Annotated in this window: 15 protein-coding genes; 9 read left to right on the top strand and 6 right to left on the bottom strand. The window is 71.5% G+C overall.

The features are described from left to right. Positions 1 to 12 precede the first annotated feature (12 nt). Positions 13 to 990: a DMT family transporter gene (locus JOF43_RS02655; protein WP_342592071.1), complete on the bottom strand. Its 978-nt coding sequence runs from the start codon at positions 988 to 990 to the stop codon at positions 13 to 15. Positions 991 to 1,071: 81 nt separating this feature from the next. On the opposite strand from JOF43_RS02655, the gene JOF43_RS02650 reads away from it, so the two are divergent. Beyond that, positions 1,072 to 2,007 (top strand): LysR family transcriptional regulator, encoded by a 936-nt coding sequence (locus JOF43_RS02650; protein ID WP_209898709.1) that lies wholly within the window; start codon positions 1,072 to 1,074, stop codon positions 2,005 to 2,007. Positions 2,008 to 2,034: 27 nt separating this feature from the next. Here the strand turns inward: JOF43_RS02650 and JOF43_RS02645 are convergent, their stop codons facing one another. Beyond that, on the bottom strand, positions 2,035 to 3,549 hold the full coding sequence (locus tag JOF43_RS02645) for a purine-cytosine permease family protein (RefSeq protein ID WP_209898706.1): 1,515 nt from the start codon (positions 3,547 to 3,549) through the stop codon (positions 2,035 to 2,037). Between the two features lie 286 nt (positions 3,550 to 3,835). Between JOF43_RS02645 and JOF43_RS02640 the strand changes: the two genes are divergently transcribed. Continuing rightward, positions 3,836 to 4,903, top strand: coding sequence for an FUSC family protein (locus tag JOF43_RS02640; protein ID WP_209898704.1), 1,068 nt, complete (start codon positions 3,836 to 3,838; stop codon positions 4,901 to 4,903). Positions 4,904 to 4,980: 77 nt separating this feature from the next. Then, complete coding sequence (locus JOF43_RS02635; protein WP_209898702.1) at positions 4,981 to 5,808, top strand: methyltransferase domain-containing protein; 828 nt, start codon at positions 4,981 to 4,983, stop codon at positions 5,806 to 5,808. Positions 5,809 to 5,860: 52 nt separating this feature from the next. Here JOF43_RS02635 and JOF43_RS02630 read toward each other — a convergent pair whose 3' ends face one another. Then, entirely contained in the window at positions 5,861 to 6,724 is an 864-nt protein-coding gene (locus JOF43_RS02630; RefSeq protein ID WP_209898699.1) for a DMT family transporter, read from the bottom strand. A gap of 162 nt (positions 6,725 to 6,886) precedes the next feature. On the opposite strand from JOF43_RS02630, the gene JOF43_RS02625 reads away from it, so the two are divergent. Continuing rightward, complete coding sequence (locus JOF43_RS02625; protein ID WP_209898697.1) at positions 6,887 to 7,303, top strand: DoxX family membrane protein; 417 nt, start codon at positions 6,887 to 6,889, stop codon at positions 7,301 to 7,303. Between the two features lie 2 nt (positions 7,304 to 7,305). On the opposite strand, the gene JOF43_RS02620 is transcribed toward JOF43_RS02625, so the two are convergent. After that, the gene (locus tag JOF43_RS02620; protein WP_209898695.1) at positions 7,306 to 8,580 is read right to left on the bottom strand and encodes an RNA polymerase sigma factor; all 1,275 of its coding nucleotides are present in this window, start codon (positions 8,578 to 8,580) and stop codon (positions 7,306 to 7,308) included. 4 nt (positions 8,581 to 8,584) lie between these two features. After that, positions 8,585 to 8,935 (bottom strand): YciI family protein, encoded by a 351-nt coding sequence (locus JOF43_RS02615; RefSeq protein WP_209898692.1) that lies wholly within the window; start codon positions 8,933 to 8,935, stop codon positions 8,585 to 8,587. A 188-nt stretch (positions 8,936 to 9,123) separates the two neighbouring features. On the opposite strand from JOF43_RS02615, the gene JOF43_RS02610 reads away from it, so the two are divergent. Beyond that, positions 9,124 to 9,768: a phosphatase PAP2 family protein gene (locus tag JOF43_RS02610; protein WP_209898689.1), complete on the top strand. Its 645-nt coding sequence runs from the start codon at positions 9,124 to 9,126 to the stop codon at positions 9,766 to 9,768. A gap of 54 nt (positions 9,769 to 9,822) precedes the next feature. Here JOF43_RS02610 and JOF43_RS02605 read toward each other — a convergent pair whose 3' ends face one another. Continuing rightward, complete coding sequence (locus tag JOF43_RS02605; RefSeq protein ID WP_209898687.1) at positions 9,823 to 10,659, bottom strand: aldo/keto reductase; 837 nt, start codon at positions 10,657 to 10,659, stop codon at positions 9,823 to 9,825. Between the two features lie 117 nt (positions 10,660 to 10,776). On the opposite strand from JOF43_RS02605, the gene JOF43_RS02600 reads away from it, so the two are divergent. The 4 genes from JOF43_RS02600 (at position 10,777) to JOF43_RS02585 (ending at position 16,785) form a co-directional block, all read left to right on the top strand. After that, on the top strand, positions 10,777 to 12,408 hold the full coding sequence (locus JOF43_RS02600; RefSeq protein ID WP_209898684.1) for an LssY C-terminal domain-containing protein: 1,632 nt from the start codon (positions 10,777 to 10,779) through the stop codon (positions 12,406 to 12,408). A 120-nt stretch (positions 12,409 to 12,528) separates the two neighbouring features. Beyond that, complete coding sequence (locus tag JOF43_RS02595) at positions 12,529 to 13,977, top strand: APC family permease (protein ID WP_209898681.1); 1,449 nt, start codon at positions 12,529 to 12,531, stop codon at positions 13,975 to 13,977. A gap of 70 nt (positions 13,978 to 14,047) precedes the next feature. Further along, the gene (locus JOF43_RS02590) at positions 14,048 to 14,461 is read left to right on the top strand and encodes a universal stress protein (protein WP_209898679.1); all 414 of its coding nucleotides are present in this window, start codon (positions 14,048 to 14,050) and stop codon (positions 14,459 to 14,461) included. A gap of 281 nt (positions 14,462 to 14,742) precedes the next feature. Further along, positions 14,743 to 16,785: a PhoX family protein gene (locus JOF43_RS02585; protein ID WP_209898676.1), complete on the top strand. Its 2,043-nt coding sequence runs from the start codon at positions 14,743 to 14,745 to the stop codon at positions 16,783 to 16,785. Positions 16,786 to 17,042 lie beyond the last annotated feature (257 nt).

Below are 17,042 nucleotides of genomic sequence, written 5' to 3'. Positions count from 1 at the left end.
CTCTGCGCGCGGTCAGCGGTGCGCTCCGGGCTCTGCGGCCCCGACGTGCTCGCGACCGCTCCCGCGCCCTCCCTCGTCCTGCCGCGTCCGGCGCAGGGCCGCCAGGACGTTGGGGGCGACGGCGAACCCGGCGCCGGCCAGGCAGAGCACGCCGCCGAGGGCGGCCAGGGGCGGCGGCACCTCTCCGAGCAGGAGCCAGGCGAGGATCACGGTGATCCCCGGGACGATGAGCGAGGAGGAGCTCAGCACGCCCGCCGGGGTGCGGGTCAGCGCATACCCCCACAGCAGGAAGGCGAACGCCGTGGGGAACACGCCCATGTAGACGACGGCGACGATCGAGCCGGTGGGTGCGGAGCCGATCTCGGCGACCAGCTGCGGCGTGAACGGCAGGCACGCGGCGAATCCGGCGAAGATCCCGACGACGGTCATCGACGTGGAGTCGACGTGCGCCAGCAGCGGCTTCTGCGCGAGGACGCTCCCGGCGTACAGCAGCGCGGCGACCAGCCCGAGCAGCAACCCGATCGGAGAGACGTGCCCGGTGGAGGTGGCCACGGTGATCAGGGCGATCCCGCCGAAGGCGACGAGCACACCCGCGATCAACCGGGCGGAGATCCCCTCGCCGAGCAGCAGCACGGAGGCCACCGCCACGATCAGGGGGGCGACGTTGACCAGCATCGACGCCGTGGCGGCGTCGATCAGGAGCTCGGCCGCGTTCAGCACGATCGTGTACGCGGCGAACCAGACGACGCCCCAGGCGATCACCGTGAGCCACAGCCGCGGGGTCCGGGGCCGGCGGACCCGTCCTGCGACCAGGAGCGGGAACAGGGTGGCGGCGGCCGCGCCGGTGCGCAGCAAGGACATCGCGCCCGGGGAGAAATCGGCTCCTCCGAAGCGGATCACGATGAACGAGGACGCCCACATGAGCATCACGCCGAGGGCGGCGAGCCAGGGCAGTGCGGGGTGGGAGGAGTGGATCGACGGGGTGGTCACGGATCCATGGTGGAGTGCATCGCTGTTCTCTCCAAGCCCACGACGCCGAACAGGTGTGCGCCCGGAGAGTACAGTCCCCCCATGCGTGACCTGAAGCAGCTGCAGTACTTCCGGTCCACGGCGCTCGCCGGCAGCGTCCGTGGTGCGGGCGCGAGGCTGGGCACCGCCCCGTCGTCGATCAGTCAGCAGGTCCGGGCCCTCGAGCACGACCTCGGCCTCGAGCTCTTCGTCCGTACGGGACGCCGCCTGGACCTGACCCCCATGGGGCGGGAGCTCCTCGGCGAGGTGGAGAAGGTGTTCGACGCCCTCGGAGGCCTCGAGGACCGTGCTGCCGACCTGCGCGTAGAGCGATCAGGGCGCCTCGTCATCGGCTACTTCTCGAGCGCCGGCACCCGGTGGATCCCGGACCTCGTGGCCTACCTCGAGTTCGCGCACCCGGAGCTGTCCGTGCGCCTCGAGCTCACCGACCGCGGGATCGTCGAGAACGGGCAGGACCTGCAGCTCGTGATCTCCCGCGGGGAGGGCCTGGACGTCCCCGCCTCCATGGACTCCGAACTGTTGCTCGTCGACCCCTTCGTCGCCGCCGTGCCGCGCGGGCACGCCCTCGCCGGCCGCGGCTCCGCGACGCTCGAGGAGCTCACGGCCCTGCCGTGGATCGACAACGACGACTACACGTCCTCCGACGGAAGGTGCCGCCAGATCCTCGTCGACGCGTGCCGGGTCTCGGGAGTGGACATGACCTTCCGGCATCAGGCGCACGACTACCGCACGGCGCTCGACATGGTCGACCGCGGGCTCGGCGCGACGATCCTGCCGCGTCTGGGCCTCGTCGGGACGGGCGATAACACGGCCGTGCTGCAGATCGTCGGGCCCGGGCTCGAGCGTCGGATCCATGCCGTGTGGTGCCGCGAGACGCCGGTCGCCGATGCCGTCGCCGATGCCCGACGGGCGCTGCGAGATCTCGTGGCCGAGGACTCGGGGCCCGGCCCCCGTCGGCCCGTCACGGCGTCCGCCTGAGTCGCGGTCAGGTGCCGCAGCCCGGAGTCAATCCGACCGCTCCTGGCGGCGGATCCTCCCGCGCCGCGCGACGAATGTGACCACGAAGCCGAGCACCAGGGCGAGCAGCACGCCGATGTTGGAGTACGCCCAGTTCCCCTCCCAGTACGCCCCGGCCGGGTCGTCCACGAAGGTGCCCAGCCCCAGCGGCTCGAGCAGGTAGCCCTGCCAGTTGTTCCACGGTGCCGCCTCGGAGAAGGAGTTGACCACCAGACCCCAGCCCAGGGCCGAGGCGACCACCATGGTGAGGATCGACGTCCGGTCGAGGGCGCCGTAGCGGCCGCGCGGGTCGAACAGGGCCCGCTCGTCGTAGTCCGCGCGCCGGGTCAGCACGTCGGCGATGAGGATCCCGGCCCACGCCGCGATCGGCACCCCCAGGGTGATCAGGAAGCTCTGGAACGGGCCGATGAAGCTGGTGGCGAAGAAGGCGACCCAGATCGTGCCGACGGTCAGGATGACGCCGTCCACCGCGGCAGCAGCCGGACGCGGGATGCGGATGCCGAGGCTGATCAAGGTCAGCCCCGAGGAGTAGATGCCCAGCACGGCGCCGGAGACCAGGGTCAGCACCGCGACGATCCAGAAGGGGATCAGCGCCCACAGCGGCAGGATCGAGATCAGCGCGCCGATCGGGTCCCCGTCGATGGCGCCGGCCAGGTCCGGGTCGGAGCCGGCCAGCAGCAGCCCGAAGATCACCAGGACCACGGGTGCAGCCGCCCCGCCCACCGTGTTCCACCCGACGATCGAGGCATCGGAGGCCGACCTCTTCTGGTACCGCGACCAGTCGGCCGCGATGTTGATCCAGCCCAGGCCGAACCCGGTCATCACCATCACCAGCGCACCGATCATCGCCTGCGGCGGGCCGGACGGCGCGGAGAGCACGGCCGCCAGGTCGATGTGGGGGATGGTGAGGATCATGAACAGGATGGTCATGGCCCCGGTGGCCCAGGTCAGGACCGATTGGAGCCTCATGATCGTGTGATAGCCGAGCACGCTCGCGGTGACGATGAGGGCGGCGATCACGACGGCCGCGATCACGGTGACGGCCTGCCCGGATCCCACGCCCAGCACGTCGAACACGGTGGCGGTGGCCAGCACCGCGGAGATCGCCAGCGACGTCTCCCATCCGATCGAGGTCAGCCACGAGACGATCCCGGGAACCTTCTGCCCATGCACGCCGAAAGCCGCTCGGGAGAGCACCATCGTCGGCGCGCTGCCCCGCTTGCCGGCGATCGCGACCAGCCCGCACAGCAGGAAGCTGATGATGATTCCGAGGATCGCCACGATCGTGGCCTGGAGGAAGCTGAGCCCGAAGCCGAGCAGGTAGGAGCCGTAGCTCATGCCGAACACTGAGACGTTGGCGGCGAACCAGGGCCAGACCAGATCGCGCGGGCGCGCCGTCCTCTCGCTCTCGGCGATGATCTCGATGCCGGTGGTCTCGATGACGCCGGCGCCGCCGACGGGGGCGGACGAGGCGGGACCGACGGTGCTGTCAGGGGATGTCATGTCGACTCCGGAGGAGGAGGGCCGGCCGCGGCCGGACGACGAAGGTGCAGCGGGATCGGCCAGCAGTCTCCCACGGGTGTGAGCAATCCGCGGATGACCTGCCGCGTTCTCGGGCATACCCTGGAAGGGCGCGTCCGTGCGGCGCGCTCTCCGAGGACGCCCAGGACGTTCCGGTCGCTCGAGCCATCGCGACCGGCCCCGCACCCCGCTCCGTCCCCGTCGACCACCGCCACCAGTGCAGGGACGGTCTGCGGCCCGGGCCGTGGTGCCGCCCGGAAGGAGTTCCGTGCCCGCAGCGCCCACCCGGATCCGGGGTTCGATCCAGCGACTGGTGAGTCTCGCGCCCAGCCGTGTCGACCACATCCCGGCGTTCCGCATCGCCGTCGGCCTGGCGATCCCCCTGGCAGTGCTGCTGGTGACGGGACGCACCGAATGGGCGATGTTCGTGGGCTTCGGGGCGTTCACCGGCATCTACTCGAAGTACGAGCCCACCCGGATGCGATTCTGGCGGCAGTCGCTCGCCGGAGCGATGCTCACCGTGTGCGTGACCCTCGGGGCGACGCTCGCCCAGCTCGGCGAGTCGATGTCCGCCGCCGCGGAGTCCTGGACCGCGCTGTTCGTGGGTGCCGTCGTCGCCGGCCTCGCGGCCACGCTGGTCATGGTGCGCGGGCTCAAACCGGGCGGCGCGATCTTCCCGCTGTTCGCGGTCGCGGCGGTGTCCTCGGCCCCGCCGGCAGCGCCGATCTGGGTCGCGTTCCTGGTCGCCGGCTCCGCCGCAGCGCTGTGCGTGGGCCTGGGCCTGCTCGGGCACTGGGCGGGCGAACGCCATCCCACCGCGGACTTCCGTCCGGGGGAGGAGACCTGGACCCTCGCGCAGATGGGGGCGGAGTTCAGTCGCTTCACGGTCGCCGCGGCGATCGCCGGGATGCTGGGGCTGGCCTCCGGGCTGCCGTTCCCGTACTGGGCGCAGATCGCCGCCATCGCGCTGCTGTCGGCTCCCGGCCGCACGGCGCAGGTCAAACGGGGGCTGCACCGTGTCCTCGGCACCACCCTGGGGATCGTCACCACCGCCTTCCTGCTCTCCTTCCCCGCCGAGCCCTGGCAACTGGTGGTGTGGGTGGTGATCCTGCAGTTCCTCGCCGAGCTGTACGTGATGCGCAACTACGCGTTCGCGCTGCTGTTCATCACGCCCCTGGCTCTGCTCATGGTGCAGCTCGCGCACCCGCAGCCGCTCGGGACGATGCTCCAGGCCCGCGTGGTCGAGACGGTGATCGGCGCGGTCGTCGGCATCGCGGTCGTGGTCACCGCAGCGCTGTGGGAACGGCGGGCGGCGGGTCGCCTCGACGCCGCCTGAACAGGCCGGCTCTCGAGGTAGGGCCCGGCAGGCGGCCGCCTCCGCCCGGCGCGGCCCGCCCGGCGTAGCGTCGGTCCATGCCAGGTCACGCAGAACCCTCCGCCGGTGCCCCCACCTATACCCACGGCTACGGCGCCGCGGTGCTGGGCAGCCACCGCGCCCGCACCGCCGAGAACTCGGCCGCGCATCTGCTGCCCCACCTGCACGACGGGCAGCGCCTGCTCGACGTGGGCAGCGGCGCGGGAACCATCACCGCGGACCTCGCCCGGATCGTCGGCCCCCGGAACCTGACCGCGCTCGAGGTCACCGAGGACGCCGCGGCGCTCACGCGCTCGGAGCTGCAGCGGCAGGGGGTCGACGAGGTGGAGGTCGTGGTCGGTGACGCGCACGCTCTGGCCTTCGCCGATCGCACCTTCGACGTGGTCCACGCCCACCAGGTGCTCCAGCACGTGCCCCGACCGGTGACCGCGCTCGCCGAGTTCTGCCGAGTCACCCGCCCGGGTGGGATCGTCGCTGTCCGAGACAGCGACTACGAGGGATTCCGCTGGTATCCCGAGACGCCCGGCATCGCCCGCTGGATCGCCCTGTACCTGCGCGCCGCCCGCGCCAACGGCGGCACACCCGACGCCGGTCGCCGGCTGCTCGCCTGGGCGCACGAGGCAGGCTTCGAGGAGGCCGCCCCGGGTGCCTCCACCTGGCTGTACGCGACGCCGGAGGCGCGGGAGCACTGGGCGCGGACCTGGGCCGGCCGGGTCACCTCGCCCCCGCTCGCGGAGCAGCTGCAGCGCGAGGGCTGGGCCGACGCCGACGAGCGCGCCGCGATCGCCGAGGACTTCCGGCGCTGGGCCGAGGACCCGGACGGCTGGTTCAGCGTGCTGCACGGGGAGGTCCTGGCCAGGGCGTGACCGGGCCGGTTCGGGACGACGGTCGCACCGGCGGAGCCGCTCGCCCGGTGGCTCACACCGCGATCAGCACGATCCCCGCGAGCACGATCACCGCCCCCAGCATCCGGCGCCAGGGGTCCGGCTCCCGGAACAGCCACCAGGCCAGCAGCGACCCGACCACGATGCTCGACTCGCGGGCGGGAGCGACCAGCGAGACCGGCGCCGTGCGCATCGCCTCGAGGACCAGCACGTAGGCCAGCGGCGAGAGCACGGAGACCAGGGCGATGTCCCGCCAGTGCCGCTGGAGGACCGGTCGCAGGCTCCCGCGGTGGCGGCGCAGCAAGCGTGGCGTCATGAGCACCACCTGCCAGGAGCAGCTGGTGACGAAATAGGCGATCGGCGGGAGACCGAGCGTGGCGACCGAGTAGCTGTCCCACAGTGTGTACGCGGCGATCGCCACACCGGTCGCCGCGCCCCACGCCACCCCCGCCCGCACCCCGTGACGCCCTGCGGCCGAGCGTCCGGTCGCCACGACGACGATGCCTCCCACCACGACGCCGGCGCCCACGACGGCGGCGGCGCCGGGGCGCTCCCCGAGCACGAGGATCGCGATGGCCATGCTCAGCACCGGCCCCACGCCGCGAGCCACCGGATAGACCACTCCGAGGTCGGCCCGGGTGTAGCCGGTCTGCAGGGTCAGCTGATAGGCGATGTGGAGGAGACCGGACACCAGCGGCGCGAGCAGCAGTGCGGGGGAGAGCCCGTCCCCGGAGAGGACCAGGGTGAGGATCGCCAGGGGCGCCCACAGGAGGGCGGAGCCCAGGTCGTAGAGCCACACGAAGGTGTACCCGTCGGTGCGCACCCGCTTCGCCGCCAGGTTCCACACCGCATGGCAGAGCGCCGCCACGAGGACGAGGGTCAGGGCGAGGGTGCTCATCGGGGCAGGGGTGCGGGGACGAGCGGAGCGGCGACGGGCATCGCCTCAGTATCCCGCGATGGAGCATCTCGGGCGCCCACGGCGCCTATCCTGCGAGGGTCGACATCAGCGCTCTGCCGACTTATGGTTGAAACTGCAAACATCTCGACCCCAGGAGTTCTCATGAGCCTCAGTACCGCAGTCCTCCGCGCCGTCCCCGGCGCCTTCATCCTCAACTCCGGCATCGGCAAGCTCGGCATGCCCGCGGAGATGGCCGAGGCGCTCCAGGGCATGGCCGTCAAGGGCGTCCCGCCCCTGGCGAAGATGACCCCCGAGCAGTTCGCGAAGTTCCTCAGCTACGGCGAGATCGCCGTGGGCGCCACCCTGCTGCTGCCGTTCGTGCCCACCAAGGTCGCGGGAGCAGGGCTGGCCGTCTTCTCCGGCTCCATGATGGCGATGTACCTGCGCACCCCGGAGATGACCGAGTCCGACGGCGTGCGTCCCAGCCAGGAGGGCACGGCCCTGGCGAAGGACAGCTGGCTGCTCGCGATCGCCTCCGCGCTGATCCTCGCCCAGGGCAAGAAGTCCGCGGACGACTGACCTCAGCCGCCGGCGGCGAGGCGATCTTCTATGAAGCGCCGCTCCGCCGCGTTGTCGGCGAGCTCGAGCGCCCGCTTCCACGCTGCCTGCGCGTCCGCCCGGAGCCCGGCCTCCTCGCGGGTCAGGGCGAGGGCGACGTGGAACGGGTGATGGCGCTCCAGCTCCGCCTCCCCCCGCAGCGCCTCCAGCAGGGCGAGGCCCGCTGCGGGGGTCTCTGCCCGACCGACTGCTATCGACCGGTTCATCCGCACCACCGGGTCCTCCCCGTGCGCCAGCAGCAGGTCGTAGAGCATGACGATCTGGGGCCAGTCGGTGTCCTCGAAGCGGACCGCCTCGCTGTGCACCGCGGCGATCGCCGCCTGGATGGTGAAGCGGCCGGCATCGGGACGCGTGGCAGCTTCCCGCACCAGCGCGAGCCCCTCCGCCAGCGACGGCGCGTCCCAGGCGGTGCGGTCCTGGTCCTCGAGCGGGACCGGCACCCCTCGGGCGTCCGCACGGGCAGGGGAGCGGGCCTCGGTGAGCAGTAACAGTGCGAGCAGCCCCTGCGGCTCGGCCGCCGCGGGCAGCCGGCCGTGCAGTATCCGTGCCAGGCGGATCGCCTCGGTGGTGAGCTCGCGCCGCATCGGGGCGTCGCCGCTGGTCGCGGAGTACCCCTCGGTGAAGATCAGCGAGATCGCGGTGAGCACGAGAGGCAGTCGCCGTTCCCTCTCCGCCGGATCGGCGGGGACCGTGAGCGGGATCCGGTTCGCGGCGATCCGCTTCTTCGCCCGCGTGAGCCGGGCTTGCAGCGTCGGCCTCGGCACGAGCAGTGCCTGGGCGACCTCGGACGAACTCAGTGCGGCCACGAAGCGCAGCATGAGGGCGATCCGGTCCGCCGGAGCGATCGCGGGATGGCAGCAGCCCATGAGCATCGCGAGCCGGTCATCGGGCAGGCCCTCGGTGGTGAGCACACTCGCGTCGGCCGGCGGTGCCGTCGGGGAGCCCTCGCGCACTCGCAGCACCGCCAGCCGGCGCGCGACAGTCGAGTCCCGCCGCACCCGGTCCAGAGCGACCCGCTTCGCCACGGTGGTCAGCCAGGCCAGCGGTCGCTCGGGGATCCCCTGCTCCGGCCAGGTGCGCAGGGCGGATTCCATCGCCTCCTGGGCGGCGTCCTCGGCGAGATCGAGGTCCCCGAAGCGGCGCACGAGAGTCGCCAGCAGACGGCTGTGCTCCGCCCGGTGGATCCGGGCCAGCTCATCGACGGCGGGTGACTCTTCGTGCGCCGCGCGATCGGTCATCGGGTCAGATGTCCAGCAGCGGACGCACCTCGATGCGGCCACCGATCGCGCCGGGGCACTTCGCTGCCCACGCGAGGGCCTCATCGAGGCTCTCGACGTCCAGGACGATCGTGCCCCCCACGAACTCGCGGCTCTCCGCATAAGGTCCGGCGGTGATCACCGGCTCGGCGTCCCGGTCCGCCCTGGTGACACTCGTGCCCTCCTCGGGGTCGGTGAGTGCGAATCCGCCGGCGAGCACGCCGGCCTTCTCGAGCTCGGCGTCGAACGCGACGAACTCCTCGGGGCCGGGCCCCTCATCGGTCTCGCCGCAGCGGTCGTCGGCCAGGTTCCCCATCAGCAGCAGTACGTACTTCATCGTCACTCCTTCAGCGGTGCGGTGACCGAGCCGAGTGGCCCGGACACCACTATGACGAACCAGCTGTGCCCGGATCGACAGTTCCGCGCACTTCGGCGGGAATCGGATCGGCCGAGGTGTGCTCCTGGTTCGGCGCACGCGGGAGACTGGACCCCGTGAGCCCTCCGACGTCCAGATCGCCTGCGCGCATGCCTGTGCGACGTCGTGTGGCAGGGCCAGGCCTCGCCCTGGCCGTCGCGGTACTGGTCACAGTGCTGCTTGGAGTCGCGATCCCCGTGGTGCCCGTGGTCGGGGAGGTGGACCGTCGCCTCGTCGACGCGGCGAACGGAGGTCTCGGCGGGATGGCGGCCGCACTCGCGACAGGAATCGATGCGGTCTTCGGCCCGCTGCCTGCGGCCGCCCTCACAGCCCTCATCGCCCTGGTCACCGCCCTGCTCCGGCGCAGCGCACTGCAGGGGGTGCGGGCCGGAGCGCTGGTCATGATCCCGTGGGGGCTCGCCGAGGCCCTCAAGCTCGTGGTGCGCCGCCCCCGCCCCGAGGCGGAGTCCCTGAGACAGCAGCTCGTGCCGCCGCCGGAGTCCTTCAGCTACCCGAGCGGGCACACTGCCGTCGCAGCAGCATTCTGCCTCGCGATCCTGCTCTCGCTCCCTGCCGGGCCCGGCCGACGGTTCGGCGCGGTGCTCACCGTCCTGATCGTCGCGATCACCGCCTGGTCACGAGTGGCGCTCGGCCTGCACCACCCGAGCGACGTCCTCGCCTCCGCCCTGCTGGTGCCGGTGACGGGGGTGCTGCTGGCACGAATGATCGACGCGTGGCCGGCCGAGGCTCACTGAGACCGCACGGGGGCACAGCCATCTCACCCGGGCGCGGCCCCGCCGCCTCGCCGCTCAGGAGGTCTTGGTCGCCGGGTCCGCGCCACCGCGACCGTCGGGGCGGTCGAGCTCGTCGATCGCCGCGACCTCGTCGGCCGTCAGCGTCAGCTGCGCCGCGGCGAGGTTGTCCACGATCCGCGAGGGCGTGACCGACTTCGGGATGGTCACGATGCCGCTGGCGAGGTGCCAGGCCAGCACCACCTGTGCGGGGCTCGCCCCGTGCGCCGAGGCGATGCCGGTGATCACCGGGTTCTCGAGCAGATCCGACTTGCCCTGGCCCAGCGGGCCCCACGACTCGGTGGCGATGCCGTGCTCGGCGTGGACCGCGCGCAGCTCGCGCTGCTGGAAGTAGGGGTGCAGCTCGATCTGGTGGACCGCGGGCACCACGCCGGTGGCCTCGATGGCCTCCTGGAGCTGCTCGGCCGGGTAGTTCGAGACGCCGATGGAGCGGACCAGGCCGCGCTCCTGCAGCTCGATCAGGGCCTTCCACGCCTCGACGTAGGTGCCCTGGGCGGGCACCGCCCAGTGCACGAGGTACAGGTCGATGTGGTCCAGGCCGAGGCGCTCGAGGGAAGCCTCGCAGGCCGCGATCGCGTCGTCGAAGCGCTGCGCGTCGTTCCACAGCTTGGTGGTCACGAACAGCTCCTCGCGCGGGATGCCCGCGGTGCGGATCGCCCGCCCGACCCCTTCCTCGTTGCCGTAGACCTTCGCGGTGTCGAGATGGCGGTATCCGGCCTCGAGCGCCTGGGTGGTCACGTCGGCGGCGACCTCGTTCTCGACCTTGAAGACGCCGTAGCCGAGCTGGGGGATCTCGTGACCGTCGTGGAGGCGGACGCTGGGGATGCTGGTCATGAGAGCTTTCTCCTTCGGTGGGGGATCGGGCCACCGTACCCCCGTCGTCCCTGGGAGCGCGCGGTGGGCATCCCTCTACGATGGGCGCATGAGGTCGTGGAGCCCGGGGCGCACCCGATGACACCGGCGCGCGAGGCACGCAGGCGGCCCCTCGAGCGTCCGATCCCCGCCGGGCGGCCCGCGTACGACCACGCGGTGGGCCACGACCCCGCGGGGCGGCGCTTCGAGCTGTACGGCCTGCTGGACACCTTGTTCATCGTCGCCGGCGTCGTGGTCTCGATCTGGCTCGCCCTGCTGTACCTGATCGAGGGCTTCTCGCTGACACCGGTGCGGCTGCTGTACCTCGTGGGATTCTGGATCCTGCTGACCTACATCACGCTGCCGCGCCTGCATCAGCTGATGACCTGGATCTACCTGCCGGACTACTTCTTCGGCCGCACCCGCACCACCGAGGGCGTGCTCTCGGACCCCATCAACCTGGCCTTCGACGGCTCCGAGCAGGATCTGCACGTGGCGATGCGGCGTGCGGGATGGGTGCTCTCGGAGGAGCGCACCCTCTCCTCGGCGTGGCAGATGGTCCGCTCCACGCTGCTGCGCCGCTCCTTCCCGGCCGCCCCGGTCTCCGACCTGTACCTCATGGGCCGGCGCCACGACTTCACCTACCAGCAGGAGGTCGGCGGCACCACCACCAAGCGCCACCACGTGCGCTTCTGGCGGCTGCCCCCGGACCTCTTGCTGCCGGGCGGCTTCCGCGCGGACTGGGTGGCGGCCGGCACCTATGACCGCGCCGTCGGCTTCTCCTTCTTCACCCTCCAGATCACCCACCGCATCGACGAGAACATCGACGTCGAGCGCGACTTCCTCATCGACACCGTGCGCTACGCGGACCCCGAGATCCCCGTCGAGGTGATCGAGGAGTTCGCCACCGCGTACCACGACCGCAACGGCCAGGGCGATCGCTTCCGCACCGATGGTCACCTGCCCGTCATCGACGTCGCCGGTGCCGCCGCCCGCTCCGACGGGGCCAGCGCCATGATGCTCTCGCGCCACCGGCCGACGGGGACCACCGTGATGAAGGCTCGAGCCCGCGCCACCGCCCAGTCGGCGCTCGCCGCGGCCCGGCCGCGCAGCGGGGCCCGGGCGGAGCTGGGCGACGAGCTCTCCGCCCAGTGGCACGGCACCGTCGACGATTTCCACGAGATCATCTCCCGCGCGACCGACCACCACCTGCCGCCGCCGACGGTCGTCTTCACCGGAGCCCTCGTGCTGCTCCAGGCCGGCCTGGTCACCGCACAGTGGGTCGCCCGCCTGCTGGGCGTGGACGTCACGGCGTGGTACGACGACGCCTCCTTGATCCTGCCGGAGGGCAACGGGGTCTTCCTGGCCTCCGCCTTCGCCGTCGTGCTGGTGACGCTGCTGGTCGGCGTCCTGCGCCGCAGCCGCTGGGCCCGGATCGCCCTGATGGCCCTGTTCACCGCCGATGCGGTCGGGCGGCTGACGATCGCGACCTCGATGACCGGGGACGTCGCGCATTCGCTGCTGGTGGGCGCGGGCGCCTCGGCGCTCGGAGTGCTCGCGATCAGCTCGGACGCCTCGCGGCAGTGGGTCCAGACCCTGCGCCTCACCTCCCGGGAGCTCGAGGAGCGGCCGACGGACGAGGGGCCGGCGGAGACGGGGCCTCCCGGTGCCGGGCCGGCGGGGGCTGCTCCGGCCACGCCGACCGCCGCCGGGTCCGTCCGCGCAGGGTGAGAGCGGACACGGCGCGGTAGAGTGCCCGATAACCGCTCACGGGCCCCCTGGGCAACGATGCTCACCGAGAGCTCGATGCCGCCCTGAGAGGTTCGCACGTACCCCGTCCGGGAGGATCCCATGAGCGAGTCGCACGAGACCGCCCCCATCGCACCCTACGGCGCCGACGCGTCGGGCCAGCCGGAGCTGAAGAAGGCGATCACGCCCAAGCTCCTGCTGCTGTTCATCGTCGGCGACATCCTCGGCACGGGTGTGTACGCCCTGACCGGCGAGGTCGCGGGCCAGGTGGGCGGCGCGGGCTGGATCCCGATCGTCATCGCCTTCGCGGTCGCGATGGTCTCGGCACTGTCCTACGTCGAGATGGTCACCAAGTACCCGCAGGCCGCGGGTGCGGCGCTGTACGTGCACAAGGCCTTCGGGATCCACTTCCTGACGTTCATGGTCACCTTCGCGGTGTTGTCTTCGGGCATCACCTCGGCCTCGACCAGCGCGATCTTCCTCTCGGAGAACGTCCTGAAGGCTTTCCAGCTCGAGGACGCCCTGGGTGATGCCGCCGGCGGCACGGCCACCGCGATCGCCCTGATCTTCCTGGGACTGGTCGCGGTGATCAACATGTACGGCGTGGCGGAGTCGGTGAAGGCCAATGTGGTCCTCACCCTCATCGAGCTCACCGGTCTCGTCCTCGTGGTGCTGGTGGGCTTCTTCGCGATGGCCGAGGGCAAGGCGGACTTCTCCCGAGTGGTCCTGTTCGAGACGCCCGGGGACAAGACGTTCCTCATGGCCGTCGTCAGCGCCACCGCGCTCGCGTTCTTCTCGATGGTCGGCTTCGAGGACTCCGTGAACATGGCCGAGGAGACCGTCGACCCGGTCAAGAACTTCCCGCGGGCACTCATCGGCGGCCTGTCGATCACCGGCCTGGTCTACGTGCTGATCTCCGTGGTCGCCGTGGCGGTGGTCCCGATCGGCGAGCTCACCGAGGCGTCCACGCCGCTGCTGACGGTCGTCACGGTCGGTGCCCCCGGGGTCCCGGTCGACACGATCTTCGCCTTCATCTCGATCTTCGCGGTCGCCAACACCGTGCTGATCAACATGATGATGGCCTCCCGCCTGCTGTACGGCATGTCCAAGCAGGGCGTGCTGCCGGGCTTCCTCAAGGGCGTGCTGCGCTCCCGTCGCACCCCCTGGGTCGGCATCCTGTTCTCCACCGCCCTCGCCTTCGCGCTGGTGCTCACCGTGCGCTACGTGCTGGCCGAGGAGACCATCTCCGCGCTCGGCGGGACCACCGCCCTGCTGCTGCTGACCGTGTTCGCTCTGGTGAACATCGCGGTGCTGGTGCTGCGCCGGGACACGGTCGACGTCCGGCACTTCCGGACCCCGACGGTGCTGCCCGTGATCGGCGCAGTCACCTCCTTCGCCCTGGTCACCCCGCTCGCGCAGCCGACGCAGAACTACGTCATCGCCGGCGGTCTGCTCGCGATCGGCCTGGTGCTCTACGTGATCACGTGGTTCTACAACAGCGCGGTCCGTGCCCGCCGCACCCGGATCCGCCACCCCGACGACCTCGGCTGACCGTCACCGGGCACGTCAGCGTTCCCGTCCACCCGTCCCGACCCATCGATCGACACCCGAGGGAGATGCCATGACCACGATCCTGCTGGCCTACGTCCCGAGCGCCACCAGCGAGGCCGCCTTCGACTTCGCCGTCGAGGAGGCGAGGCTGCGCGAAGCGGGGCTGCTCGTGCTCGCCTCCGAGCGGGCCCCCGACCCGCGCAAGGCTCACGGGGTGACCGATCAGCGGCCGCTGTCCAAGCGACTGGCCGAGACCGGCCTCGAGCACGAGCTGCGCACGGTCCCCCGGCGTGACGACCCGGCCGATGACATCCTCGACGCCGTCGAGCACGGCGCCGTCGACCTGGTGGTGCTCGGCATCCGGCGGCGCACCCCGATCGGGAAGATCCTGCTGGGCTCGACCTCGCAGCGGGTAGCGATCGAGTCGCCGGTGCCGGTGGTGCTGGTCAAGCCCGAGTCCTTCGTGGCGCCGACCCGGTTCTGATCCCGTCGGACCGGCGATCGAGCGACACCGGTGGGCCGCATCGTGACCGGTCCGTGCCTCCGGCGCCTCGCGAGGGCACCGGCCCGTGACGCCGGGTGCCTGCGATCCGTGCTGACGCGGGCGGGCGATGTCCGATCCGCGCGGGTGTCCCTTCCGCGACGCCCGGAGTTCACGGTGCCGTCGCCTGCGGGTGGGCGGGGGATCATTTTGCTGACGCATCGTCGGGACGTCGTGCCCGCGGCTGCGGGCGCTCGCACGCTCGACAGCAAAGGACCCGCTCCATGGCTCTGATCGACCTCCCGCTCCTGATGAAGGATGCGGTGCGCGGCAAGCGCTCCGCGGTGACCTGCGCGCTCAAGTGCGCCAACCAGTGCGCCGCGGGCCCGTGCAACCACTCCGACAACTCCACGTTCCGCGACATCGCCTCCGCGGCGCTGTCCCGCCGGACCGTGCTGGGGGGCACCGGCGGCGCGCTCACGATCGCGCTCGCCGGCACCCTGGGGGCCTGCTCGGGGCCCACCCCCGCCGAGGAGGGGTCCACGACGGGGACGGCGGAGGGCCCGACGCCCAACGGGACCGAGCTCTCCTTCACGGCGATCGCGCCGGTCGACGCGGAGACCGACGAGTTCACGGTGCCCGAGGGCTTCGACTGGCATCCCGTCATCAGCTGGGGCGACCCGCTGTTCGAGGACGCCCCCGACTTCGAGTGGGACGCCCAGAGCGCCGAGGCCCAGAAGCGCCAGTTCGGCTACAACAACGACTACACGGAGCTCCAGGAGATCCCGGACAGCGACGGCAAGCGCGCCGTCATGTTCGTCAATCACGAGTACACGAACGAGAACATCATGTTCCCGCCGGAGACCGACGAGGACGCCGTGCTCGAGATCGGCATGGCCGCCCACGGCCTCACCGTCGTCGAGCTGGAGCGGGAGGACACCAGCTCCCCGTACGCCTACGTCCGCGGGGCGGAGCTGAACCGACGCATCCTGCTGGACACCGAGTTCACGCTCGACGGCCCCGCCGCCGGCAGCGAGCTGACCCGCACCACCGCGGACCCCGAGGGCCGCACCGTCCTGGGCACTCTGGGCAACTGCTCGGGCGGTCTGACCCCCTGGGGCACCCTGCTCTCGGGCGAGGAGAACTTCCATGGCTACTTCCGCGCCACCGGCACCTCGGAGGCGGAGAAGCGCTACGGACTGGCCGACGAGGAGACCGCCCGGAACTGGGAGGCGAAGCACGAGCGCTTCGACGCCCGCACCGAGGGGTACGAGAACGAGCCGAACCGCTTCGGCTGGATCGTCGAGGTCGATCCCTTCGACCCGGAATCCACCCCGCGGAAGCACACCTCGCTCGGCCGCTTCAAGCACGAGGGCGCCAACGTCATCGTCGCCGACGACGGCCACGTCGTGGCCTACTCCGGGGACGACGAGGTCTTCGACTACCTGTACAAGTTCGTCTCCCGTGCGACGTACGTCGAAGGCGACCGCGAGCACAACCTGACCCTGCTGGAGGAGGGCGACCTGTACGTCGCCCGGTTCAGCGGGAACTCGCCGGAGGCGGAGATCGACGGCACCGGGGAGCTGCCCGCCGACGGCGCCTTCGACGGCACCGGGGAGTGGCTGCCGCTCGTGGTCGACGGCGCCTCGCAGGTCGAGGGCTTCACCGTCGAGGAGGTCCTGGTCAACACTCGCCTCGCGGCTGACGCGGTCGGCCCCACGAAGATGGATCGCTGCGAGGACGTGGAGCCGTCGCTGCTCACCGGCCGGGTGTACGTCGCCTGCACCAACAACAGCGATCGCGGCACCGAGGGCGAGGCCCCGGCCGACGAGATGAACCCCCGCACCGAGAACCGGGACGGTCACGTCGTGGAGATCGACGAGCAGGGTGACAAGACCTCGACCACCTTCGCATGGAACCTGCTGCTGGTCTGCGGCGACCCGGCGCAGGACGAGCAGACCTACTTCTCCGGCTTCACCCCGGAGCAGGTCTCCCCGATCTCCTGCCCGGACAACCTAGCGTTCGACTCGGTGGGCAACCTGTGGATCTCGACCGACGGCGCACCCGACGGGATCGGCTACAGCGACGGTCTGTTCCGGGTGACCGTCGAGGGGGACGCCCGCGGCCGGGTCGAGCAGTTCCTGGCCGTCCCGCGCGAGGCAGAGACCTGCGGTCCGATCGTCCGCGACGTGGAGCGCACGGCCTTCGTCTCGGTCCAACACCCGGGCGAGGACGGCGAATGGGGCGCACACACCTCCCACTTCCCGGACTTCGACGGCACGGGCCCCAAGCCCTCCGTGGTGCAGGTGCTGCCCCGCGCCGAGTAGTTCCCCGCATCGAGCGAGGGGCGGCACGCCACATGAGGTGTCGTCGGGGGCGTGCGGCCTTGGCAGGATGCCGCGGCGGATCGACACGGGCCGCCGCGAGCGTGACGTCGGGCACATCAGGGGCGGGTCGACCGGCCACGCAGCGCGGCGACGAGGCGAGTTTCTCTTCGCGCGCGCGAGCCGCACGAGCCTTCCTTGCAGGAGACCGAGTTGGGTCGCTCTCGTGTTCTCGCTAGAATCCCGGTCATGACCCGCCA

The sequence above is a fragment of the Brachybacterium sacelli genome, from assembly GCF_017876545.1.
Classification (GTDB): Bacteria; Actinomycetota; Actinomycetes; order Actinomycetales; family Dermabacteraceae; genus Brachybacterium; species Brachybacterium sacelli.
Note: the sequence above shows the minus strand (reverse complement) of the source record. Positions and strands in the feature narration are given on the sequence as shown.

What these genes read in the sequence shown, in the direction of transcription:
- JOF43_RS02650 (WP_209898709.1), top strand. Translation starts at nt 1,072, where the DNA reads ATGCGTGACCTGAAGCAGCTGCAGTACTTCCGGTCCACGGCGCTCGCC.
- JOF43_RS02645 (WP_209898706.1), bottom strand. Translation starts at nt 3,549, where the DNA reads ATGACATCCCCTGACAGCACCGTCGGTCCCGCCTCGTCCGCCCCCGTC.
- JOF43_RS02635 (WP_209898702.1), top strand. Translation starts at nt 4,981, where the DNA reads ATGCCAGGTCACGCAGAACCCTCCGCCGGTGCCCCCACCTATACCCAC.
- JOF43_RS02630 (WP_209898699.1), bottom strand. Translation starts at nt 6,724, where the DNA reads ATGAGCACCCTCGCCCTGACCCTCGTCCTCGTGGCGGCGCTCTGCCAT.
- JOF43_RS02625 (WP_209898697.1), top strand. Translation starts at nt 6,887, where the DNA reads ATGAGCCTCAGTACCGCAGTCCTCCGCGCCGTCCCCGGCGCCTTCATC.
- JOF43_RS02620 (WP_209898695.1), bottom strand. Translation starts at nt 8,580, where the DNA reads ATGACCGATCGCGCGGCGCACGAAGAGTCACCCGCCGTCGATGAGCTG.
- JOF43_RS02615 (WP_209898692.1), bottom strand. Translation starts at nt 8,935, where the DNA reads ATGAAGTACGTACTGCTGCTGATGGGGAACCTGGCCGACGACCGCTGC.
- JOF43_RS02610 (WP_209898689.1), top strand. Translation starts at nt 9,124, where the DNA reads ATGCCTGTGCGACGTCGTGTGGCAGGGCCAGGCCTCGCCCTGGCCGTC.
- JOF43_RS02605 (WP_209898687.1), bottom strand. Translation starts at nt 10,659, where the DNA reads ATGACCAGCATCCCCAGCGTCCGCCTCCACGACGGTCACGAGATCCCC.
- JOF43_RS02600 (WP_209898684.1), top strand. Translation starts at nt 10,777, where the DNA reads ATGACACCGGCGCGCGAGGCACGCAGGCGGCCCCTCGAGCGTCCGATC.
- JOF43_RS02595 (WP_209898681.1), top strand. Translation starts at nt 12,529, where the DNA reads ATGAGCGAGTCGCACGAGACCGCCCCCATCGCACCCTACGGCGCCGAC.
- JOF43_RS02590 (WP_209898679.1), top strand. Translation starts at nt 14,048, where the DNA reads ATGACCACGATCCTGCTGGCCTACGTCCCGAGCGCCACCAGCGAGGCC.
- JOF43_RS02585 (WP_209898676.1), top strand. Translation starts at nt 14,743, where the DNA reads ATGGCTCTGATCGACCTCCCGCTCCTGATGAAGGATGCGGTGCGCGGC.